Source organism: Pseudomonas sp. GD04015 (assembly GCF_029837675.1).
GTDB lineage: Bacteria > Pseudomonadota > Gammaproteobacteria > Pseudomonadales > Pseudomonadaceae > Aquipseudomonas > Aquipseudomonas paralcaligenes.
In genome coordinates this window covers 117,878-139,980 of record NZ_JAOEEE010000007.1, presented here as the reverse complement: position 1 = coordinate 139,980, position 22,103 = coordinate 117,878, and the positions used below count along the sequence as shown (strand labels likewise).

The window sequence follows — 22,103 nt, the reverse complement described above, 5'->3', positions numbered from 1 at the left end:
CCGGTCCTCACATCACAAGAAGATCGTCGGGAATGCCGACGTGGTAAGTGAACGTGCCTTCGTAGACTCGCTCGTCGGTGTCCGCCGCGGGGATCTCGTCAGCTTCAACAGTCATCCGACGCGGGAACTGCTCAAGGGACGGGTCCTGCGGAATCGAGTAGTTGCCGGCGAAGCCCAGCAGGTCGTCGTCGTATGGCTCGGACGTGAACTTGCCGCCGAGCTGGGTTGGCAGGTCATTACTCGGTGCCGCACCGCCACCACCGCCGCCTCCGTCTGCCGCCCCCAGCCGCGGCGGAATCGTCAGCGGCTGGTTGCTGCCGGCGCCCATGCGACGCACAGCGATGCTGAGCGTCGTGTTCGCATTACCGCTGTCGAGGTCGAGCACATGCCGGATGCGCCGGCACTTGCCCTGGGCCTGGACGCCCTGGTCCTTCAGCAACAGCGTATGCACAAGGTCAACGCCCATTGCCTCCGGAGTCGGCACATCCCAGGACACGGCTGTGCGGCGGTGCGCCGAAATAAGCTCGGTGCGAGCGGTTTCCAGTTGGCAACGGATGCCAGCTATCCGGCGAGGCTCGTTGTGGCGGTCTCCGGGAGGGCCGAAGCCAGGCGATCCCGGCGAGGTGGCAATGCTGTCTTGGTTGATGTTGATCGGCAGCAAGCTGTCGGCCCATCCATCGGCCTCTGCCGCCTCGATGTCGAACGAACTGCCGCGGCGCTGTGTGACGCGCCGCACCTCGTCTTCTCCGCCATCGGTATGCAGGCGGAAGGCGTATCGCTCGGTCACCGTTTGCACCCACCTGCGCTTGCCAGTCCAGCCGGCACCGAGCAGCAGGTCCGAGAAATTGTTGATCCACGGCATGCCGTTGCCACAGGGGTCAGGGTGAGTCGGAGGCAGGCGATACCAGTTCGCGCTGGTGATCACCTGCCCTGCTCCCGATCCCGAGCCCAAGATCATCTCGATGTTCGGCAGTTCAGAATCGTCGTTACGCCAGGCACAGAGCCCGGCCAGCCCGATCAGGCCGCCAGTGCCTGGATGCGTCCAGCCGTAGGTCTGTGAGAACTCGCGCAGCCTCGAATAGCGGTAGCTGATCTCGATCTCGATGAAATTTGTGATTGCCTCTTGCTCCGCCAGCTCAACGCGCACGGACTGATAGAACGTGGTCCCTTCGCCGAACTCGAAAGCCGGGGCAGTCGGCGTCCAGCTGGTCAGCCGGAGGGCGCCGTGGGCAGAACAGTCGAGCGAAGCAGGCAGACTGCCGAGCAGTTCCTGCGCGTAGTCCCAATGGCTGCGCCCATCTGTTGGCTCGTAGACATCGGCGGACCAGTACCCTGGAATCAGCGCCTGGATCTGCTCGACGCCCATAGCCTCTACGCGCAGCTGCAGGTTGTCGCTCGCGGCGCACGCCATCAGCCGGGTCACCGGGTCCCAGTCAGGCTGAGACAAGACGCCAGTGAACAGCCTGGCCTCGGATGTGGAACCCGCGCGGGTGCTGATGAAGTCGATGGAAAGCGCTACTCCGGTCCAGTCGGTCGGAACAACCGCGACGCCCTCCTCGAAGTACATCACCACCCCGGCAACGCCGGCGCCGCCCTCCTCGCGGTCGACTTCCAGCTGGCCAGTGATCAGATTGGTCAGATCATTGCCGCCGAACCGAACGCGCACCGTCCAGTCGTAGGTACTGCTCGGGTCGGACGGTTGCGGCGGATTCACCGAGCCGCCATCGCCGCCGGCCAGCGCAAGGATTGGCCCGCCGATGATGGGTTCTGCACCGATCATTCACGCCTCCTCCCAGCTCAGCGACCAGTTGTAGTTCGCACCCGAACGCCCCTCGGTAGGCCGAGTGCATTTCACCTGGTACACAGGCAGGAACCACGCCTGGTACGTCACCGCGCCCGGCACTGGCGTGGCGGTCACGACGCGGCCTGCAGTGACGCTGGCGGTTGCAACCCACTCGCCGTTCGGGAAGTAGGCCCAGCACCAGGGCGCTTTGTCCGGCCGAGGATCTGCAGGCAGATTGAACAAGGTGCCGGACGACTGGACCGAACGTGGCTTCGTCGAGCGCAACTCGTGGTGTACAGCGAAGTCCAGGCCATCGAGGCCGGGCGGCGTGAAGCCGGCACCACTGATCGTGCCGGCCATGCGCTCCCAATGCCGCATGGTCACCAGGCGCCCGCGAGAAAGCCGCCGGTTCGTTTCGCCGCCCAGCACCTGCTCGCTCAGCTCTACCGAGCCGGCATGCAGTTGCAGCGGGATACCTCCCAGCATCAGGGGTGGTAGCGAGCCCATGGGTACTCCAGAAATAAGAAGCCCCGCGAGTGCGGGGCTATTGTCGTTGCGTTGTCGCTAGCGGCGCCCTGGCCGACCGAACTTCCGGGCGGCGAGCTTCAGCTCATTGGCTTGTTCAGCCGTGGCGTAGACCGTGTAGTCGCCGCCACCAAGCTCAAGGACCATCCGGCCGAGGTTGGGCAACTGCTCGGCATTGATCTGAGCCTGCAGGGCCGGGGCCAGCGGCGGGATAGGTGGCGGAGAGAACCCGCCGCCGATCACTCCGCCCGTTGCATAGCCCGGCAACTGCAGCCGGTTGATCCGGTGAACCAGGTCCGCGCCGTAATGCCGCACAGCCCTTGCCGTGAGAATGCCCTCACCGTTGCTGCCGTACATGAGGATGCTGTCGCTCGTTCCGGTTCCTGCGCCACGCAGGATGCCACCGCGCGCAAACTTCGGCGCGGGCGGGTTGGGCGGCACGAAGACATAGCCGTCGGCATCCGCCTCGCCGGCCTTCGGCATTACCACCTTGACCGGAAGCGTGATCTCGGTCTGTCCAAGCTGCTGGATCAGAGCCTGGATCTGCGTCCGAACAGCCTCGATGGACCCCTCGTCAGTTTTCACCGACACCGGCATGTCCTTCAGCTTCTTGGCTTGCTCCTCAAGAGACTTGATCTCCTCGCGGACTGCCTTCAGCTTGTCCTCGGCATTCGTCTGCTCGATGTCGTTGGCAGCCAGCTCGATGGCCTGCAGCTCCTGAATGAAGCCCGCGAACCCATAAGTGTTCTGACCAGCCGCCGCCAGGTCCTGCAGCATCTTCAGCGCCGCCTGCGCCTGGCGCTGGGCGCCCTCCACGTCATTGGCCGCCAGAGCCTGCCGCGCGCCCACCTTCAACGCCTGAGCCGCACCGTAGGAGGCCTCGCCACCGCCATTTAGGCCGGCCAGCGCTTCCTGATAGCGCTGCTCGATCTTCAAGCGGTCTGCTCGAACCTTTTCAATGTCGCTGAGCGCCTTCTTCTCTGCAGCGGCGAGCTTCTTGGCTGCCGCTTCAGCGGCCTTGACCTGACTATTGCGAAGGGCATCAAGCTCGGAGATATATCGCCTGAAATCAGCGACATCTCGCACCCTTGCAGCCGAGGCAGCCTCTGCAGCAACGTCAGCCAGGAACTGCATTTCAGCATTCATGCCGGTCTGCTGCTCGATCACGCTGGCCCGCAGCGCAACCAAGGCATCCCGCTTGGCCTGCAGTTCCTCCGTCGAGAAAAACAGATCGGTGAATAGGTCGCCCGGCGACCATGATCCATCCAGCGACTTGTCGATGGCCGCGATCTCGTTGTCGATGGCATCGAGTTCGGTGACAAGCCCCTGCGACTTCGCCACGGTGAAAGCAATCTGCTTGCCCAGGTCGACAAAATCGCTGCTTGCCCCAATAGCGCCCCCGGCTAGAGACGTGAGAGCAGAGGCCAGGCGCACCAAGTTGTCGATCACCACCGGATCGCTGAGCGTTTCCCCCAGGCTGTTGATGCTGTCGATCAACGGCTGCACGTCCGCCTGACCAAGTGCCGCGCGCCAGGTGTCGCCGAGCTTGGTCAATGCTCCGCCGACGGTTTCCGGCAGCGACTCGGCCTCCTGTCGCAGCGTATCCAGCTGCCCGGTCAAGGCATCCGTCACCACCTCGGCCGTCAACTTGCCCTGCGCCGCCATTTCCTTCAGCGCTGTTACCGGCACTCCGATGCCATCCGCGAGAGCCTTCATCAGACGCGGCGCCTGCTCATTAACACTATTGAACTCGTCGCCACGCAGGGCGCCGCTACCCAGCGCCTGGGCGAATTGAATAACGCCCTGCTCAGCTTCAACAGCAGTAGCACCGGACACCCGGAAGGATGTGGCTACAGCCTCGGTGACCTTGAGAATATCCTCTTGGCTCCGGCCGGCCTCGCGCAACGGCTGACTGATCCGCCCATACAGAGTGACGAGCGCCTGCACAGGAGACTCGGTTTCCCGGGCAATGCGAGTCAGCCCAGCTTGTGCAGTGTTGAACTCCTCCTGACTCTCGGTGGCCAGCCTGAGCCGTGCGTTCATCAGGCTGTAAGAATCGGCCGCTCGAGTGACGGTGGAAATAGCCGAAACCGCAGCATACCCCCCGCCGATCACACCTATGGCACCGCCAATGCCGCTGGCGAGGCCGGTCATGCTGCTCGGGCGCCGCTGCTCAGCGTTCATGTCGCGCAGAGCACGTTGCGTCTCCCGCACTCGCTCAGTCATAGCCCGCTGAGCAATCGCCAGTTCTCGGCCCGTGAGATTGCCTGTAGCGCGCAGCAACTGGTATTGGCCGCGCACCCGCACTAGCTCAGCCTGCAGCTGGCGATAACGGTTGACCCCGAGATCCTGCCGGGCCGCCTCCAAGTTGGCTGCGCGCTGCTGGCGGGTCATCTGTGCCAGGGCAGCGGACCGAGCCTTGATTCCTGCAGCGGCTTGCTCACCGCGGCCAGCAGTCAACGCACCATTCAACTCCCGGCTGAGTCGTTGCTGTTCTGCGACCAGATTCCGCGTATCCACGCCAGCCGCTGTGAGTTCACGGCGGCGTGCCGCCAGCCGCTGCTGGGCGGTACTCTCGGCCCTCTCCAGTCGCTTCAACTCGCTGACGGCATCCCGATACTCGGCCGTCAGCTGCTTACTGGGCTCAGCCGTGCGTGCCAGCTCATTGCCGAGTTCGCGCACACGGTCCCGCGCACGGCTCGTCTGCCGCTCGGCATCTTCCAAGCCACTCTCCAGCTCGCGGAAGACGCCAATCGACTTCAGCGGCTTGGCCAGTTCGTTGACCAGTGACTGGTATACCTTGCTCAGGTAGCCGATGCCCTGCACGGCCCCGTCGACATCTGCAACTAGCCGTAGCTGAACATCAGACATACATCACCCCTTCAACGCCTGCAGAAACAACGACCACGGGTAGCTCCACACGGCGTGGTGGCCGAGCCGGATCAGCTGGCAGGCCACATCATCCAGCGCCTTTACTGCTTCTCCGGGCTGCCGGCCACCTTGGCCAGCATGCGAAAAAAACTGGGGTTGGCCTCTTTGCAGCCTTCCACCAGCAACTCCAAGTCGCTAGGCAACATTTCCTCCAGATCCTCCCGCTTGAGGCAGGTGAAGAACGGCAGATCAACCAGCCGAACCTCCTCCAGCAGTAGTTCGTCCACTAGGTCCCCGGTGGTCACGTTCTGCAGCAGGCCGCGCACCTGGCCCACGGTCAGCTCGTTGCAGGCGATACCGCCCCTGCTGGTCTGCTTGATCACCGACCTACCAATCACGCCTTCGCCCATGCTGTTCTCCAGGCATAAAAAAACCCGCCGTAGCGGGTTATTCATTGAACTTTGTGAGCCTATCCAAAAGAGGGGGGCTCACCAACGAGTCTCTATCAACACCTTTTAGCCCATCGCCGGCTAGCTGAAGCTCTTTCGCAGAAGTAGCTAGATCAGTCCGAATCTTCTTCATTTCACCAAGCGTCTCGATCTGATCGTCTAGTGCTTTCCTGATAGCCTCATAACCACTGTCTCGCACATACTGGTTTGAAGACTCTGTTCTGATTTTTGCATTCTTTTCGCGATCCTTTGCGCTGGACAAGTTCAGGATTGCACGCATCGAATTAGCAGTGCCCCTTATGACCTCCTGAGACTTCTTCGCGTAATGAATACCTGCCGCTGTAGTTTCATTTTGAGGCTCGATCACTGACAGCCGTACAGCAATTGAATCAATTTCAGTGACTGCCTTATTGGCCTTGGCGAAGAACTCAGAGAACGTCATCGAACCTGAGTCATCAACAGCAGTGAGAACTTGTGAAACATAAGCGGAGGCCAGCTTTACTTCTTTATCAACCTGCTCCGCTACCAATCTCTCTGTATATATAGAGAAGCCGAAATAACCAACGCCAATAACAGCAGCAAGCGCAAAGACTGACAGCAGTAGCACTCTACCCTTAACTTTCCTACCCGCCCCGCCAGGCGGCGCCGCGGCGGATGCAGACTCAGCAGAGCCATATTCTTCACCACAACTTACACAGCCGTTCGGGCTCCGCTGCACTTCAGCCAAGGTCGGCTCATATCTACACTTCGGGCACTGCATCAGGCTTCCCTCCCTATTGATGGCAGGGACTGTAGCCGATCAACGCCAACGCCGAAACCCAACCAAGCCGGGTTTCGACGTAGCGCAGACTAGGCCTACCGGGCAACACCCTATTCCACGTCCTTGATGAGCAGGTACTGCGATACGCCGGTCCCAATCTTGGTCGGGTCCTTCTCGACCTTCGCGGTGAACTCCATGCCCTGGAACTCGTCACCGATGAAGCTCAGGTTGGCAGGCGAGTGGTTGATGCGGAAGGCTTCGATCACCACCGGCTTGCCAGAGCGGGCTTCGTTGAGGCCGACGAATACGTGACGATAGCGCTTGCCGCTGCTCACCAGCGCCTGGATGGTGGCGTGCTTGGAGAAGCTGTAGTCCACCTCGATATCCATGCCGGCATCGGTGACCGCACCGTCCTCGGTGATCACCGGGAAGCCGGCCGGGTCCAGGGTGTAGTCGGTGTCCAGCACCAGGGGCGAGCCGCCGGCCTGGGGTGTCACCACGACGTTGGTGGCGCCCGGATTGCGGAGCAGGATCAGCGCCCCCGGATACGCCTTGTGCGGCTCGCCGGTCGCGGTACCTGCTGCCACATTGGTGGCGCTGCCGGCCAGCGCTCGGGCCATGTTCGCGGCCTTGAAGTGGCGGGCGTTGTAGATCAGGTTCACCGCGCTGATGCGTTGCACGGATGCGTCGAGGCCGCCGCCCGGGGTGGTGTAGTCGGGCTCTTCGATAGACTGCGGAGTGGCTTCGTATTCAAGCCTGTTGCAGTTGCCGATGAAGATGAGGCCCTTGGAGTCGTCGAGGTCCTCAACGTACTGTTTGCCTGCGCCCAGGAAGGCGCCGCGCAGATCTGCTGCCATGTCATTCTCCGTGGATTGTTCAATCCGGGGAGGCATGGCGATGCGCGAGGCCTTGCGGCGTGGCGGATCAGCGAGCCCGGCGAGCGGGTGTCAGTTGGTGGGGCTGTTCTCTTTCAGCCAGTTTTCCCAGGCGCTGATCGCGCCCTTGGCGAGGCGGATCAGCGCCTCATGCAGTTTTCGGGTTGCGGGGGTCATCGGTATGTTTCCTGTCTTCGTTCAGACGGCTCTGCCTGATCCCCGGCTGGGCAGGCTCTACCGTCACGTCCACGACTTGTGCGCGGCCGAGGATGTGGCCGCCCTCCAAGTCGCGGACGGTCATGGTTCCGCCCGCAAGGTGGCGCGCTAGGTCAATCACCCCCGACCACCTCGCGCTTTTTCAGCCATTCCTTTTGCTGGGCAGTTACCTTGATCTTTTCGCCCTTGGCGTACTCCTTGCCCTTGTGGGTGTGGGGCTTGGCGAGGATGACCTCGATCAGTTCAGGCGCCGCCTCGGCGGCCTCAGTCTTCGGCTTGCTCATGTGTCTTTACCTCGAATCACGACATGGAGTTGGATGGGGAATAGCACCGTGCCGGCGCGTAGGCCCTCGGCTGGCGCGAACAGCTGGCTCGGCTCGATGCTCACCCTGCGGGGGCCGAACTGGCCCCAGGGGTTGGGCATGCCCGGCTGGACCTGCAGGCAGGCGGCCAGGTCGAAGAACAGTTCGTCGAGCAGTTGCCGGTAGTCGTCGCCAGCACCTGGGTCCACCGCACCGACCACCCGCCGCCCAATGCGCCACAGGTCAGCACCAGGGCCATCGGCGCCAGGCAGGTACACCGCCGGTTGCACGGCGATCAGCGGGAAGGTCACGTCGTCCTGGGCCAGGATGTCCTGCAGCCACCCTTCCCTGATGCGGGTGCCCGCGTCCGTGCAGTAGCCGTTCGCGGGCACGATCTGGCCGAGGCGAGCCAGCAGAGCCTGGTGCGCCTGTTCGATGGGGTTGGTCATAGGTCGATCCGTTGGAGTTGCCGGCGCACCTCGGCCTCGAGCTTGCGCTCGGCGTCGGCGCCGAGGTCTTCCAGCTTGGTATTGAGGACCTGCGACGGCGAAGGGCCGTGCAAGACTTCGAGCGGCAGGCGCGGGCGCCCGAAGCGCTCGGCGATCAGGCCGCCGGCCGGGCCGATGGGCGCGATGAATGCGCCCTCGACCAGCTCCGTCCAGCCCTTGCCCACGCTGACGCTGACGCCCGCCTTGACCCGCTTGCCGTCCTTGCCACGGCGCCACAGCTGCTTGTGGGGGAACTGGCTCAGCGTCACCCCGCGCTTGCGCGCGTAGATGATCACCCGCAGTTCCTCCAGCGTGGCCGGGATGAAGTTCACCTCGTTGCTGATGTAGCTCGGCCGGAGGTTGATTTCCTCGCGTATCTCGCGCCAGCTCTGCGTGCGGGTGCTGCGACCCACGGTGTTCAAGGCCAGCTGGATGGCACGCCGGAGTTTGTCCGGCGCTTCGCCCAGCCGCTGCAGCTGTTGCTCGAAACCACGCGCATCGATACGGATGCTGTCATAGCCGGCCATGCGTCACCCCAACTTGATCAGGGACCACTTCTCGACCAGTCCGTCGCTGTCCAGCTGATCGTCGAGCTTGAAGCGCCCTGCCTCGACCGTGAGCAGACCGCCGCGGCGACCGCGCACTTGGTGCATTCGCAGCTCGGCAAGGAACTGCACGGGCCGGAAGATCCCGTCGGCGCCGGCCACAGTCACGTCACGGCTGATCATGACCTCGACGCAGACTTGCCCGCCCCCGTCCGGGGGCTGGTAGGTGGGCGCCTTGCCCGCGCAGCAGTGCTCGCCGAACACGCGGTACAGGTCGTCGTCCGCCTGGCGCATGATGGCGTCGAAGTCGCTGGACACGATCAGTCGCCGGAGCTGTCGTCGCCGGAGCCGGGCGCCGTGTCATCGCCGTCGGTGCCGATGGGCGCCGTCGCACCCTTCGCTTTGGCGCCGCCTTCGACTTCCTCGATCACGCCACGCTCGAGCAACTCCTTGACCAGCGCGTCCGGTACTTCCTGCGGTTCAGGTGAGGACTTGATGACGACTTTCTTGCCACCCTTCTTGACGATGCCGTGAATGGTGGATTTGACGATGTATTGCTTTGCCATGGTGGGTCTCCTGCAGGCGCGCGGATGCGCGCCTCAGTTGGGGCAGCCGTCAGGCCACAAGGACGAAGGTGAACTCGTCAGCGTCGAACAGGGCCGGCACCGGGGCGGCCTGGGTCTGCAGCCACTCAACGCTGGGGTTGTCGGTGAACCAGTTGCTCGGGTAGCGAGTGGCCTCGGCGATGCCGTTGGCGTTGGCTTTGGCGTCCTGAATGCCGCCGTAGGCCATCACGTTGTCGGCGGAGGACGGGGCTACCAGCACGCCGTACTCCGGCATGAAGTTGACCTTCTGACCGGCGTCGTCGGTGTACTTGCCGGTGTATACGAGGATCTCGTACTCACCGAAGAAGCCCTTACGCATGACCTCCTTTTCCAGCTGCGGACCCAGCTCCAACTGGGAGGTGCTGCCGCGGCGGGTTTCCAGCTTGTCCTTCACCGCCTTGAAGCGCGAGAACAGGCGCCAGGCGCCCTTACCCATCACGACCAGTCCCGCGGGGCCGGTGGTGACGCCGGCCCAGTCCTCGAAGTCGTCGGTGGGGTCGTAGGTTTCCGGGTCTACGGTGTCCCACTTGGCGGCGCCGGCCAGGGCGATCTGGTTCTCCGGGCTGCGGCCGTAGTCCACCTCGACCGGCGGATGATCAGGCCCTTCCATGGTGACCTTGCCATACAGCACGGCCTGCACCGCCATCCACTCTTCGCGGGCGACAATGTTCTCTTCCTGCTCGACCAAGATGTCGGCGACCACTGCGTCGTGGCGCTCGGCGGCGTTCATCTCGCCGTTGAGCGCTTCGCCCAAGCGGCGCTTGAGCAGACGGGTCGGGCGCACCACATCGGTTTCCTTGATGTAGGCGGGCTTGATGGTGCTCAGGAAGCCACCACGCTCGCGGCGGGGGCGGCCAGAAACCAGCGGCGAGACGAAGGGCGCCAAGCGGCGGTCCTTCTTGATCTTGTCGAAGGCCACTTCTTCGGTGCCGAAGGTGGCAGCAGTGGGGAAGAACATCTGCAGGAACAGCGGGGTGAACTTGGGAAGGATTTCCTTCACACCCAGCAGGGTGGTCGTATCGTAGCCAGCGGCCATTGTTCGGTCTCCTGAAATGAAGAAGGCCGCGGAGGCGGCCTTGAAAATGCGGTGTTGCTGCGTCTACACGGGCAGCTGCAGGCTGATCGGCGTGCCCACGAAAGCCGCCAGTTTCTGCGCGGCAGTGGCGCCGACCGGCCAGGCGACCTGCTCGGGGTTGAAGGTGCCGGACTTGATGACCTGGGCCTGCTTGTCACCGCCCGTGGCGTCCACCGCATAGGCAGTGAGATACACAGCCTTCTCGCGGCCATCGCTCGCGGCAGGGTCCCAGGCGACGACCTTGCCGGAGGCAGTCACGACGCCCAGCGGCTTTTTCTCGGGCAGGTTCTGGCCGGAGAGGATGGTGGCCAGGGTGGTTTGGTAGGAGTCGGAACCGGTCACCCAGTTGTCGACAGGCTGCTGTACGGTGGCCATTAGACTTTCGCTCCCGTGGCTTTTGCCCAGCTGCCGACGATGGCCTGGGCCTGGTTGGGTTTGCCGCCACCGTCACCGCTGGTGAGGTTGGGCTGTTCTTCGGCGGCCATCATCTTGTCCAGCGCGGTGCTGGCATCGAGGTTGGCGGCCTGTTCCTTCGGGGCCGCGGCCAGCAGTGCGCCGGCCTGCTCCACGCTCATGTCGGTGGAGAAGGCCAGGTGCTCGGCCATCTTGCCGCGGCCTTCGGCCTCGGCGTGCTGCAGGATGCCCTGTACGCGAGTGCGTTCAGCGCTGGCAGCGGCGGCGGTGTCGACAGTGGCCGGCGCCGCGCTGGCCACCGGGGCGGGCGGCGCAGCTTCGGCAGTCGGCGCGGTAGTAGTACCGGTCATGCGATTAACTCCTAGGGTTGTGATCCTGCCCTGGGTGGACAGGTACTCAGAGAACTCGGCCACCGCCTCATGCCCGTTCACCAGGGCATCCGCGAAGCCGATGTCGATTGCCGCCTGGCCGCGGAATACCGCAGCTTCGGTGGCCAGCACGGCGTCACTGGTCATGCCCATGTTGCGGGCTACCAGGGCGGCGAACTGTTGGCGTAGCGCGTCGGTGTCGGCCTGGAAGCGACTCAGCACCTCGTCGGGCAGGTCCTCGTAGGGGTTGCCGTCGACCTTGCGCGCACCGGAGTGGATGAGGGTCACCTTGATGCCCTCCTGCTCCAGATAGTCTTCGTAGCTGGCGTGGGCCATCACCACGCCGACCGAGCCCATGTAGCCGGTCTGTGTGATCAGGCGCCGGTCCGCTCCGCTCGCCAAGGCCATGCCGGCGGAGCACGCCGAGTCGCAGGCCATGGCCCATATCGGCTTGCCGGCTTGCTGCGACATCTGCCGCAGCCGGTCGGCAGTATCGAAGCACCCCGCCACCTCGCCGCCCGGCGTGTGCATGTCCATCAGCACGCCCTTGACGTCGCTCTCCGCGAACATCATGGCCGCCCGGTTGATGATGCCGTCATAGCCGGTCATGCCGCTGTAGGGCTTGAGATAGCCGGACTTGTGCGCCAGGGTGCCTTTCACGTCGAGCAGCGCAATTCCATCTACCACCTGAAACAGCACTTCCTCCATGCCCCACGCATTGACGCGGGTCTTGTTGTAGGTGCGGGCATCGACACGCAGTTTCTGGCCCATGTCGATGGCGCCCTGCTCGTCCTTCAGTTCGGCGATGTTGAGCCGGCTGCCCAGTGCGCTGAAGAAAACGCGCGCGTAGGCTGGCTCCAGCAGCAAGGGTGTGTTCAGCACCCGGCTGGCGATGTGCGGATAGTGGTTCATGCTGTGTCCTACTCGGTGGGCTCGGCCTGATCCGGGGCCAGTTCCTGGGCTTGCATCCAGCTCGGGGGCGGCAGGCCGGCTTCGCGGCGCTCGTTCATCTCGCGCACCTGCTGCGCGAAGGTCTCCTGATAGTCCTCACCCAGCAGAGCAAGCTCCTTCTCGTAGGTGCTCAAGCCAGACTCGATTCGCAATACCGCTTCCTTCACTTCCTTCAGGCCGTCAATGGCCAGCCGGCCGGCGCCGATCCAGTCGCAGTTGCACCATGAGGCGCGCGCTTCGTAGAAGCCGCGCTTTGCTGTGCGCGGCAAGGTGAGCAATCGGCGCTGCAGTGCTTCTTCAAACGCCAGGACGAACAAGTGCGTGGCGAAGCGCGATGCGATGACCTTGCGGCGCCCCATGTAGTAGCGCCAGCCCTCCATCATCGAGGCCCGGGCGCTGCTATAGGTGCTCTGCCGGTAGTCGCGGGCGAAGGGCTCATAGGGCAGATTCAGACCCGCGGCCATCCAGCGGAGGATGCTCGACTCGAAGTCGGCATAGCCGTTGTCGACGTTGCCGCTGGTCTGCAGGTGCAGCTTCTCGCCTGGCCACAGATGCGGGATCTTCACGCCGTTCAGCGACAGTTTGCTGCCACTGTTGAAGCTGTTCACCGCCATCATGTACTGGGCGATCTTGGTGACGCTCTCCTCGCCCGCGCCGATCAGCTCCAGCGCCGCTTCGTTACCCAGTTCGCTCTCGATAGTCGCCGCATACATGGCGTTGACAATCGCGTTCTGCAGCTTGGTGTGCTGCAGCTTCGGCAGCATGTGGCTCTGCTCCAGCACCGTGAGGAACTGGTTTGCGCCACGGGTCTGGCCGTCCTCGGTGGGCTCGAACACATGGATGAACTTCATGCGGCCGTTGGCGGCCTCTCGGCCGACGCGGCGCCACTCGTTGCTGTAGCCGGTGCCGATCCCCATGCCGGCGGTGTTGAGTTGGCGGATGTAGTACGCGACCGCGACGCCGTTCCGGTCGAACTCCACTCCCGCCCGGCGGGTCGGCGTGTCGGAAAGATCGCCAGGGTTGCCAATACGCTTGGGGCTTACCATGCGCACGGCGGTGCGCATCGGCGTGCCGCGGCGCTCCACCCACTCGGCGGCGGCGGCCACCTCGCCCAGGCGGGTATGGGTGCCGATGGCCTCGCGCACCATCATGGTGGCGGTGCGCTTGCGCTCCACGTCCAGCCAGCAGCCCACCGGGTCTTCGGCATACTCGAACCACCAGGCTTCCACGTCCTGGGCGAATGCCCGGGCGTCAGCGTCGGTGATGCCCAGCAGCCGCCAGCGGGGCTTGTAGCTCAGCCGGAACAGGTGTCCGACAATGTTGTCGATGTGCAGCTGCACGCCGTTGGCGGCAAAGGCGTTGTTGCGGGTGACATCCTCGGCGCGGGCGTTGCCCAGTTTGAGGTTGGGCAGCAGCGCAGCGTCGAGGCTTTTCATTTGAGGCGTCCAGCGCTCCAGCTGGCCGCCGAAGCCGCTACCGGTGCCCTGCCAGCTGCTGAGTTGCTGCCGGGCCGGGAGCCCGTTGGGCGCCAGTATCTGCACCGTGCTCATGCGATCACGCTTGCCGGCCGGCGCCGCGTATGACCACCGCCGCCCAGCTGGCCCTCCAGTTGGTTGATGTAGGCTTCGAGGTCCCGGCGATTGGCTTGCTGGAACCACACGATCTTCCCGTCCCGCTGCACGCTGACCGTGCTCTTGCCGGTGATCAGCAAGTGCAGCGCGGCCCGGGCCTCTTTCAGGTTCTGTTCCGTCGACATCAGTCGTCTCCGTTCATCATTCGGCCCAGTTCAGCCAGGCTGACGCCAGCCGATGGCGGCTTCGCGTTGCTGGTGGTCGTGCCGGGAGGCGCCACGGGCTGGTCGTCAGCGTCGGCCAGTAGGTCGGCCTGCATCAGGCCCGCTTCGATGGCATCCCAGTCAGCCGGAGTTTTCAGGTGTAGGCGCTGGAAGCGCGCCAGGTGGATCTGGTAGGTCTCGCAATCGAGCGCTTCGTTCGAGGCGCCAGCCTTCTTCTGATAGACCTTCTTGCCACCGTGCTTCCGGCTGGGTGCCTTGATCTCGGCGAGCACCTGGGCGAAGTAGTCGCTGCGCACGCCCTTATAGAAGTGCATGCGCCCAGGACCGTGGCCCGTCAGCTTCAGCCGCTCATGCAACAAGTCCTTCGCCTTGGTCACGCCGACTTGGTAGACCTGCAGGCCGTACTTCGCTGCCTTGGTGCTCTGGCTATTCAGCTCGACCTTGCGAGGCGCGGTCAGAATTTCCGCGTCCAGATTCGAGCTACCCTTGAGCGCCAGCAGCTTCGCCAAACGCTTTTTCCGGCTGCGCACGTAGTGGTAAACGGCGTCGTTGGTCTGCCCGTCCGACGAGTCGATGCTCGCGGCGCTGACCCGCAGCCGGTATCCCTTGGCGTGCGTGTAGGTGCCGAACAGGATGCGGTCGAGTTCCGCCCACACCGGGTCGGTCTTGTCGGAGCAGCCGGTCTGGGCCGCGATCTCTGTCCAGAGAACCAGCCAGTTCTCCTCGCCACGGCCGAAGGCGCGGAGGATCAAGGCCAGGCGGTCGTGCTGGACGTCGACGGTGAGCTGCAGGATCAGGCCGCCGGACGGCACCACCAGTTCTTGGTACTCCTCGGCGCGCTCGGCCAACTTGTCGGCATCGGGCAGGTCGCTGGCGTACTCGTAGGGGCGCCCTTTCTTCTGGTTGACGAACTTGATCAGCTGCTTCACATCGCCGGCGTCGGCCAACTGCTCGGCGGCCAGCTGCTCGCGCACGAGCCCAGCCAGGGTCGTGCCGGGCAAACAGGCATACAGTTCGTTCAATTCCTTGAAGCCGGCCTTGCCGTAGAAGGGGGCAGTGGGTTTCCAGCCGCAGTACTTGTCGCCCGCGGCAACCGCCGCGAACACGGTGTTGCGGATGTTCTCCTGCCTCTGGTAGTCGTCCCACACGCTGCCGCAATGCGGGCAGGCGTAGTAGGCGGTTTCGGGCAGCGCGTAGCCGTATACCTCGTGAGGAGCCGCGCCGGCGTCCGGGTCGGCGAAGTCGAACTTGATGTGATCGAAGTCGAGGACATGGGCCTCGCTGCAGTCGTGGCAGATGATCGGCAGCACGCGCTGGTCGGTCTGCTGCAGGCGCTGCTCGGTCTTCGATAGCCCCTTGAGAGAGGGCGTGCCGCCCACCAGCTTCTTTGAGCCGGGGTAGCGCTTGACACGCTCTTCAAGAAGGCCGATGGCATCGCCCTGCCCTTTCACGTCGTCGCTGGTATCGTCCGGCTCCTCGACGATGGCAAGGCCAACGCTCGAGGTGGACTTCACGTTGCCCGGCGAGTTTGAGGCGACCAGCTTCAAGAAGCCGCCCGGGAAGGATTTGTGATCCCAGCGGTTGCCAGATTTCTTCGCCGTGGTCACGTCCATCAGCTTGGCGACGGCGCCATTGGCCTTGGTGGCGGGGACCAGCTTCTCATCGTGAAACGCCTTGCCGTCGCCCTCCTTGGCGAACAGCACCATGATGGGCATCGGGCGGCCGGTGACGCGCTTGAAGATCAGCGCGATCATGAAGTACGTCCAGCCGATCTGAGCCGCCTTCATCAGGTCGACCTCTTCCACCTCCGGGTCATCAATCGCGGCGGCCACGCCCAGGAAGTACGGCGTGTAGTAGAACTCGTAGAGGCCATGCAGGACGCCAGCCTCGGCCGGCAGGTAGTACTCGTTCTCGATGTATTCAGCTGTCGATATCTCCTTCGGCGGGTTGAACTGCGACCCCGCCTCCAGCAATGCGACGGCCAAGTTTGTCCGCATAGCCGCCAATTCGGCTGACTGTAGCTCCAACAATGCGGTTCACCCCATCGCGGTCGACGCTGATCTTGTGCGTCGCCTCCATGGACTGGATGACCTTCTCCACCCCACCGAGATACTCCCGGTTGGCGTAGCCGGCCCAGTCGCTCAGAGCCATCGCGGCATCAGCGGCAGGAACGAGCGTTCCCAATTTCTCGTGGTAGGCAAGGCGGCCATTCGCGGCCTTCACCGTGGATTCCTTGATGCGGGCGGTGTTGAGCGCCTCGGCCTGGCTGCTACCGCGCCCCGCCGCCTTCTCGCGCAGGTCGCGGATGTAGGCGATGCGAATTTCGTCGAGGGTCGATTCGGTCCAGTCGATGTCCAGCGCCTTCAGCACGTCGCGGCAGTTGCGCTCGCTCATGTCTAGGTGCAGGGCGATCTCTTTCTGAGAGGGCATCGCAACTCCAAGTCAGGCACCGGGCCGGAAGCGGAACCCCCTATGCGCCCGTCTATCTGGAAAGAAACCGCGGTCTACGTCGCCGCAAGGGGCGAGGCGCCAGGAAGGACCCGTGCCCATCAGGCGGTCACCGGGGGCGGCGGCGCTCATCGCCTGACCAAACTTCAGGCTCAGGACGAAGAAGGCCCGCGACGTTGCCGCCGGTGCGCAGCACCCCGCAGGCAAACACGGCGAGCAGCAGGACAAGCGGCCAGCATTGCGCAGGGACGACCAGCCCGCCCGTCAGCGTCTCGATGATCAACCGGCCTGCTGCCACCATCACCGCCACGGCAGTCACCGACATGCCGAGGCGATATCGGGCGCCGTTGCGGCGGTAGGTGAACAGGCGGACGAAGATCACCGCGCTGAACAAGAACGTCAGCTGGGTCAGCAGCAAGCTAGCCATCGGCCTCACCTCCATCGTCGACCCTGGCCCGCTTGCGTAGCGCAGCCCGGGAAATGGTCACAACCATGAGCGATGCACCGAACGCTGCCGGGCCGGAGTAGACGAAGGGGCGAATGCCGCCGATCTGCACCTCGGCCAGCCCAGGGCTGAGCAGATACCCCATCACCAGGCTGATCAGGAAGTACGCCGCCCTCTCGGCCAAGGGGAACTCACGGCGGGTCATGAAGAAGATCATTGCCCCGCACAGAGCCCCGGTCGCCGCATTGCCATCGATGCCGGAAAGCAGGCCGGCGGCGCCGACGCCCAACGCCCCTGCTACCACCACGCCACTCGGCTCGCTCATCACTACCTCCCGGGCGGCCAAGGGCCAGAAGAAAAAGCCCCGCCGTTGAGGGGCAAGGGCCTGCCGCACTGTCCAGACGGCAGGCCGGAAAAGACAAAGCCCTGCAGAGCAGGGCTTCGTGGTGGACGGCCAAGTCCGTCCGGGGTGCACAGCACAAGTGCGCGGTGGCTTGCTTCACTGCGGGCGCAGCTTTCAAGCCTTGGCGCCTTTGTACCGACGACATGCAACACCAGCAATGCCCTATTCCGGCGTGGTCGCCAAATGCGCGCATTTGGTATGCAGATGGTCGGCATTTGGTTTTTCGTCCCGACGAACGGTAAGCCCCGCATCGACCGCCTGGCGCTTCCCGGCGGCCTTCTCGATGCGCGCCGACACCCGCCGCACCCGCCGTCCTTCCCGCTCGGCATCCTTCCGCCGCTGAGCGATAGCACGTGCAGCCGGCGTCGATGCCTCGGCTTGCGCCTGAGCCTGGACAGCCCCTGGCCACGCGGCGGCCACCTCGGCGTGCAGTTCATCCACTCGGCAGCGGTATGTGCGCTCCGCAATGCCCAGGCGCCGCGCCTGCTCATCCACCCGCAGGCGGGGCGCCTGGCAGTATCGCGCCACCGCCAGCTGATACAGCACCCGCCCCCTGGAGCCAGACTCGGCCAGGTCATTGAGCACCCGGTCGACCGCTTCCACGGCGCGACTCATCGCCACCCAGCACTCCACGCCCGACAAGCACCGCGGGCCTGGCCCGGCGGCCGGTGCATCATCGTCCACCCGCCCCAACGGCGAAGGCATGCTCACCTCCAGGCGCGGACTGATCCGCTCCTGTCCCCACCCCTTCAGCAACACCTCAATCCGCTCAATCATGGCTGTACTCCCCGCCGCAGACCCAAACCCTACACAGAACACCCCAACCCAACACACACCCAACACACAAAAAAGCCTTTGAAAACAAAGCATTAATGCTGTCTGTGCAAGGTGTGTAGGGTTTGTAAGGCTTTTCGTTCCTCGCGTAGTGAAAAAACATCACCATCAATCCGGTGAGTGGAGTTGGTGAAAATATTCCCGCGCACGCGCACCCGCGCGCGAAAACCTTACACACCCAACACACCACCCGCGCCCGCCCCGAACCACGCGGCTTGCAGCTGTGTAGGGTTCGAGGATCGCCCCTACACACAGCCGACACACCCAACACACATGCAGGCGCACTCATGGCGTGGTCCCCTTCACATGGTCCCAGCCGTCCACGTTCCAGCCAGCCAGGCGAGCGCGGGTTCGCCATTCCTCGACGTGCTTGCCGAGATCGGCCGCCTTGGTGGATGGTGGCAGGAAGGACTGGTCATCCTTGGGGAAGAGCCACGCGCTGAATCGCCGGGTCGTTCGCTCCGTCCAGGGGATCGCACGCGTCTTCTCCACCCCCATCGTCTCGATGAACAGACTGAACTTCGTCTGACTCATCGAGTGCTCCTTGTTCCGGTGGCACCACTCCAGAAACAGCGCGTACAGGTCCGACGACAAGCATCCACCCCACAACCCGTCGCCGAGCTGGGCGGTGCGCCACAAGTGGATGAACGTCTGCCAGGGCGCCCTGCTGAGCGCCACCAGCCGCTCCCGGGCGGGCGTGCTGGGCGGCTTGGTCTGCTGGTCGAAGTCGGCCAGGTCCTGGGCGAGCAGCCAGGCGTACAGCGCCTCGACGCCGCCATGCTCCAGCTCATGCTTGATCGCCTTCTGGCGCTCCGGCGGCAGCTTCTCCTCCGGCCACATCACCAGAAAGCGCCTGTCGCTGTCGCTGATCGGCCATGGCACGATCTCATTCGACAGGAACACCGCATTCATGTGGCTGGCTTCCTCCCAGCCGTTCACGAACTTGCTCTCGATGCGCACCGTCTGGCCGGTGATCAACTGCTTGATCTTGCCGACCTGGTTGTACTTCTGATCGCGCGACACCACCTCCTCGAACACGGCCCACAACTTGCCGCTCTGCCAGGCGTTGAAGCTGCCCTCCAGCTGGGTCTGCCCCACCGTCGCGCTGTACTGGCCATACAGCCGGCCGAGGGCAACGGAGAACAGCAGACTCTTGCCCGAGCCCTCCTGCGTCGAGTGCATCAGCACCGCCGTGTCCATCTTTGCCCCGGAGTGCTGCAGCGGGTACGCCAGCCAGCGGATCAGCCAGGTGGCGGCGGCCGTATCGTGGTTGCACAGAAACTCGATCAACCAGCGCAGATTCTCGCAGGCGGCATCATCCCGCTTCGGCAGCAGCGGCAGGCCCTCATAGGTGTTGATGTACACCTCCGGGTCGAGCGTCGACGTGGGGTCGAACACGATGTGATTCATGTCCACCACCCGCCGATCCGGGCTGTTCAGCCAGAGGCTGTACGCATCGCCCAGGGCCATCTTCACCGCGCCCTCGGGGATGCGCCGCTTCTTCGCGTAGTCCCAGGCGTCCTTCGTGCCGTCGATGTACACATAGCGGATCATCATCGGCATCGCGGCATCCCCCACCGCCTTGCCGGCCATCAGCTGGGCGCGTTCGATATCGCGCACCCATTCCTCGCTCACCCGCTTCTTGCGCTTCGGATCGATGACGGCCGACCACGCCTTGAACGATTCCTTGCCCACGTGCGCCACGAAGGCGCTCTGCTTCATCTTCTTCGCCTGGTCGTAGTCCCACACGTGAGTGGTTCCCTCGACCAGCGCATAGCGCCGCAGCAAGCTGTTCAGGCTAGGCCCACCCCCCGCTCCCCCGCTTTCGGTGGTGCCGGGCTTTGCCGCGGAGTCGCCGTCAGATGGGGGTGCCGGGGGAAGATCGCCAGCGCCAGCGCCAGCTGCCTCAGCGCCCTCGCTCATCAAGGCATCGAACTGCTCCAAGGCCTCCCGAACGCTGGACCCGCCAACGGGCGGCGGCTCCGGGGACCGTGGGCCGGAGCGCTTGTGCTCCAGCCCCATCGCCCTGGCCGCCGCCTTGATGGCCGCAGATGTGTCGCCGTTGTGCTCGAGGATGCAGAACACATCGAACGGATCGTTCATGTGCCCGTTGGCCAGCGGGTCCGAGCCGTGGTGCGAAAAGACCCGGGACGGCTCCCCCGGCTGCTCCACCACGGACACACCCGGCAGGCCGGTCGAACTCTGCGGCGCCAACCACTTCCTCCCCCGCTTGATGTAGCCGTGGCGCTGCAGCAGCGCCTCCACATCGTGCCCACGGTTGAAGGCGTCGATCACCGAGGGCTGGTCGCCAGCCTCCTTCCGGGGCGCCGCCTTCTTCGCCTTCGCCCGGGGCTTCGCGGCACTCGGCGCCCATGCACAGGCCGCCAGCGCGTCGCGCTTGAAAATGTCCCAGTTGGTCCAGATGTTCACCAGATCCCGCGGCAACTCCAGCAGCCCCTCGGCCGGAGGCGGGTTGCGCCAGATGTACGGCTTGCCGGTGTCCGGGTGGATCGACGGCGGCAACACATCCTGCACCGTCCCGGCGCGCAGCTCGAACACCGTCACCGGCGAGAACTCCCTCTGCCGCGCCTGCATGGCCTCGATCTGCTGCTGGTCCTGCTCCTCGCGCGCCTGCTTCAGGGCCTTGGTCGCCAGTCGGTGCTTGCTGCCATCCGGGTCCTTCGGATTGGGCCAGCTCAGCGAATGGCGGCTCAACTCCAGGCCGTCCGGCACCCGGAACAGCAAGCGGAAGCGCTCGGGGTTGCCCACCACCGTCGGGTAGGCCACCGCGAGCGCATCCAGATCGACGCCCAGCAGGTCCATCAGCACCTGGCGGGTGTACCCCACATGGTCAACGTCCAGCGAGCACACCCGGCTCGGGCCGTGGACCACCCCCATGTTGTGCTTCGGGTGCTTCGTCCAGAACGCCTCGGCCGCGTCCGGGTCCGTCAGGTAGCCCCCCGGCTTGTTCCAGCCATTGCCCTTCGGGGCCTTCTGCCCCGGCTCGATGGCCACCAGGGCCAGGCCGAACACTTCGATATAGCGCCGCGCCCAGGCGGCCATGTTGGCGTGTACTGCTGCCTTCGTCATTCGGCAGCCTCCGGCTTCTCTGCGACTGCCTTGCACTTATTACCACTGCCCGGGCGCATTTCCTCCCACCAGCCGCCCGCCCGGAAGCCTCTGGCCTCCCAGGCCCAGCTACTGCAGTGGTGGTCTTCTTGCCGGCCGCAATTCTGGCAGGTGCGGGTGTATGGGTTCCGGTAGACCCAGCGATGCCCGCTATGGTCTGCCGCAACCCAATGCAGCGCGAACAGGATCAGCAGGATGATGCAGAACACGGTCATGTCCGCTCTCCTTCGCCCTGCTGCCCGCGGTAGGCGGCCAGCGCCGCCTTGGCAATCGAACCGTCTTCGACGCTCGCCGTACCGGCCTCGTCGTGCAGGAAGTTCAGGGGCTCACCACTGCAGGTATCCCAAGCATCAGGGTCAGCAAGCAGCAGGTGGTTGCCTTGCGCGTAGAACTCCAGAGCCTCGACCAATTCGGTGACTCCGCCGGAATGGTGCGGCGATGGTGGTGATGGTTGAGGGGGGGGCGGTAGCTTGGCAGCAGCCCGTGAGGCGAGCAGGGCTCGCAAACGCCGCTCGACAGCAGAGCCGCTGCGCAGGTCGTGGAGTAGATCAACTGCCATGCCCAGCAACTCCACCGGCACAGGCTGGTAGTCATCTGGACAGTCCGCCGGCTGCACCGGCGCGGCGAGAACAGCCATGCGGACGGCCAGACTCATATCGCCGAACGGCATGTGGGCCTCCTCGGCGGCCGCCACCATCTCCGGCGTCGGGTCGTATGGCACCAGGGCATAGTCACCATCCTGTCCGGCTACCACCATCGGGCAATCAGCCGTCGAGTGATCGGTGCGGCCGGGGCAGTTCACGCATTCAAGAATCGCCATGG

General features: G+C 64.4%; 24 protein-coding genes. All 24 read right to left on the bottom strand.

Features of this window, described 5'->3' with window-relative positions; translation table 11 throughout:
• Positions 1 to 7 precede the first annotated feature (7 nt).
• The 24 genes from N7640_RS08605 to N7640_RS08490 all read right to left on the bottom strand — a co-directional run bounded on the left by N7640_RS08605 (position 8) and on the right by N7640_RS08490 (position 22,101).
• Positions 8 to 1,780, bottom strand: coding sequence for a hypothetical protein (locus N7640_RS08605; RefSeq protein ID WP_279903520.1), 1,773 nt, complete (start codon positions 1,778 to 1,780; stop codon positions 8 to 10).
• Positions 1,781 to 2,290 carry a hypothetical protein gene (locus tag N7640_RS08600; protein WP_279903519.1) on the bottom strand — a complete coding sequence of 170 codons (510 nt, stop codon included), beginning with the start codon at positions 2,288 to 2,290 and terminating at the stop codon, positions 1,781 to 1,783.
• A 57-nt stretch (positions 2,291 to 2,347) separates the two neighbouring features.
• Entirely contained in the window at positions 2,348 to 5,179 is a 2,832-nt protein-coding gene (locus N7640_RS08595; protein WP_279903518.1) for a tape measure protein, read from the bottom strand.
• A gap of 101 nt (positions 5,180 to 5,280) precedes the next feature.
• On the bottom strand, positions 5,281 to 5,589 hold the full coding sequence (locus tag N7640_RS08590; protein WP_279903517.1) for a hypothetical protein: 309 nt from the start codon (positions 5,587 to 5,589) through the stop codon (positions 5,281 to 5,283).
• Between the two features lie 37 nt (positions 5,590 to 5,626).
• Positions 5,627 to 6,388, bottom strand: a complete 762-nt coding sequence (locus N7640_RS08585) for a hypothetical protein (protein WP_279903516.1) — start codon at positions 6,386 to 6,388, stop codon at positions 5,627 to 5,629.
• A 110-nt stretch (positions 6,389 to 6,498) separates the two neighbouring features.
• The gene (locus tag N7640_RS08580) at positions 6,499 to 7,245 is read right to left on the bottom strand and encodes a hypothetical protein (RefSeq protein ID WP_279903515.1); all 747 of its coding nucleotides are present in this window, start codon (positions 7,243 to 7,245) and stop codon (positions 6,499 to 6,501) included.
• Between the two features lie 347 nt (positions 7,246 to 7,592).
• Positions 7,593 to 7,763: a hypothetical protein gene (locus tag N7640_RS08575; protein WP_279903514.1), complete on the bottom strand. Its 171-nt coding sequence runs from the start codon at positions 7,761 to 7,763 to the stop codon at positions 7,593 to 7,595.
• Complete coding sequence (locus tag N7640_RS08570; protein ID WP_279903513.1) at positions 7,760 to 8,230, bottom strand: hypothetical protein; 471 nt, start codon at positions 8,228 to 8,230, stop codon at positions 7,760 to 7,762. The genes N7640_RS08575 and N7640_RS08570 overlap by 4 nt, the downstream gene beginning before the upstream one ends.
• On the bottom strand, positions 8,227 to 8,796 hold the full coding sequence (locus tag N7640_RS08565) for a phage tail protein (RefSeq protein WP_279903512.1): 570 nt from the start codon (positions 8,794 to 8,796) through the stop codon (positions 8,227 to 8,229). The genes N7640_RS08570 and N7640_RS08565 overlap by 4 nt, the downstream gene beginning before the upstream one ends.
• 3 nt (positions 8,797 to 8,799) lie before the next feature.
• Entirely contained in the window at positions 8,800 to 9,132 is a 333-nt protein-coding gene (locus tag N7640_RS08560) for a hypothetical protein (protein ID WP_279903511.1), read from the bottom strand.
• Between the two features lie 2 nt (positions 9,133 to 9,134).
• On the bottom strand, positions 9,135 to 9,380 hold the full coding sequence (locus N7640_RS08555; protein WP_279903510.1) for a hypothetical protein: 246 nt from the start codon (positions 9,378 to 9,380) through the stop codon (positions 9,135 to 9,137).
• 49 nt (positions 9,381 to 9,429) lie between these two features.
• The gene (locus tag N7640_RS08550) at positions 9,430 to 10,455 is read right to left on the bottom strand and encodes a major capsid protein (protein ID WP_279903509.1); all 1,026 of its coding nucleotides are present in this window, start codon (positions 10,453 to 10,455) and stop codon (positions 9,430 to 9,432) included.
• A gap of 63 nt (positions 10,456 to 10,518) precedes the next feature.
• Positions 10,519 to 10,869: a head decoration protein gene (locus tag N7640_RS08545; RefSeq protein ID WP_279903508.1), complete on the bottom strand. Its 351-nt coding sequence runs from the start codon at positions 10,867 to 10,869 to the stop codon at positions 10,519 to 10,521.
• The gene (locus N7640_RS08540) at positions 10,869 to 12,188 is read right to left on the bottom strand and encodes a S49 family peptidase (protein ID WP_279903507.1); all 1,320 of its coding nucleotides are present in this window, start codon (positions 12,186 to 12,188) and stop codon (positions 10,869 to 10,871) included. The genes N7640_RS08545 and N7640_RS08540 overlap by 1 nt, the downstream gene beginning before the upstream one ends.
• An 8-nt stretch (positions 12,189 to 12,196) precedes the next feature.
• Positions 12,197 to 13,777, bottom strand: a complete 1,581-nt coding sequence (locus N7640_RS08535; RefSeq protein WP_279903506.1) for a phage portal protein — start codon at positions 13,775 to 13,777, stop codon at positions 12,197 to 12,199.
• Positions 13,774 to 13,983 (bottom strand): gpW family head-tail joining protein, encoded by a 210-nt coding sequence (gene gpW, locus N7640_RS08530; protein ID WP_279903505.1) that lies wholly within the window; start codon positions 13,981 to 13,983, stop codon positions 13,774 to 13,776. The genes N7640_RS08535 and gpW overlap by 4 nt, the downstream gene beginning before the upstream one ends.
• Positions 13,983 to 16,007: a terminase gpA endonuclease subunit gene (locus N7640_RS08525; RefSeq protein ID WP_279903504.1), complete on the bottom strand. Its 2,025-nt coding sequence runs from the start codon at positions 16,005 to 16,007 to the stop codon at positions 13,983 to 13,985. The genes gpW and N7640_RS08525 overlap by 1 nt, the downstream gene beginning before the upstream one ends.
• On the bottom strand, positions 15,943 to 16,416 hold the full coding sequence (locus N7640_RS08520; protein ID WP_279903503.1) for a hypothetical protein: 474 nt from the start codon (positions 16,414 to 16,416) through the stop codon (positions 15,943 to 15,945). Before N7640_RS08520 ends, N7640_RS08525 begins: the two co-directional genes overlap by 65 nt.
• 163 nt (positions 16,417 to 16,579) lie before the next feature.
• Positions 16,580 to 16,897, bottom strand: a complete 318-nt coding sequence (locus tag N7640_RS08515) for a phage holin family protein (protein WP_279903501.1) — start codon at positions 16,895 to 16,897, stop codon at positions 16,580 to 16,582.
• A complete protein-coding gene (locus N7640_RS08510) occupies positions 16,890 to 17,240 on the bottom strand; it encodes a putative holin (RefSeq protein WP_279903499.1) in 351 nt (116 codons plus the stop codon). Before N7640_RS08510 ends, N7640_RS08515 begins: the two co-directional genes overlap by 8 nt.
• Positions 17,241 to 17,480: 240 nt before the next feature.
• A complete protein-coding gene (locus N7640_RS08505) occupies positions 17,481 to 18,095 on the bottom strand; it encodes a hypothetical protein (RefSeq protein WP_279903498.1) in 615 nt (204 codons plus the stop codon).
• Between the two features lie 342 nt (positions 18,096 to 18,437).
• Positions 18,438 to 21,242, bottom strand: coding sequence for a bifunctional DNA primase/polymerase (locus N7640_RS08500; protein WP_279903497.1), 2,805 nt, complete (start codon positions 21,240 to 21,242; stop codon positions 18,438 to 18,440).
• Entirely contained in the window at positions 21,239 to 21,496 is a 258-nt protein-coding gene (locus N7640_RS08495) for a hypothetical protein (RefSeq protein WP_279903496.1), read from the bottom strand. Before N7640_RS08495 ends, N7640_RS08500 begins: the two co-directional genes overlap by 4 nt.
• Positions 21,493 to 22,101, bottom strand: a complete 609-nt coding sequence (locus tag N7640_RS08490; protein WP_279903495.1) for a hypothetical protein — start codon at positions 22,099 to 22,101, stop codon at positions 21,493 to 21,495. Before N7640_RS08490 ends, N7640_RS08495 begins: the two co-directional genes overlap by 4 nt.
• Positions 22,102 to 22,103 lie beyond the last annotated feature (2 nt).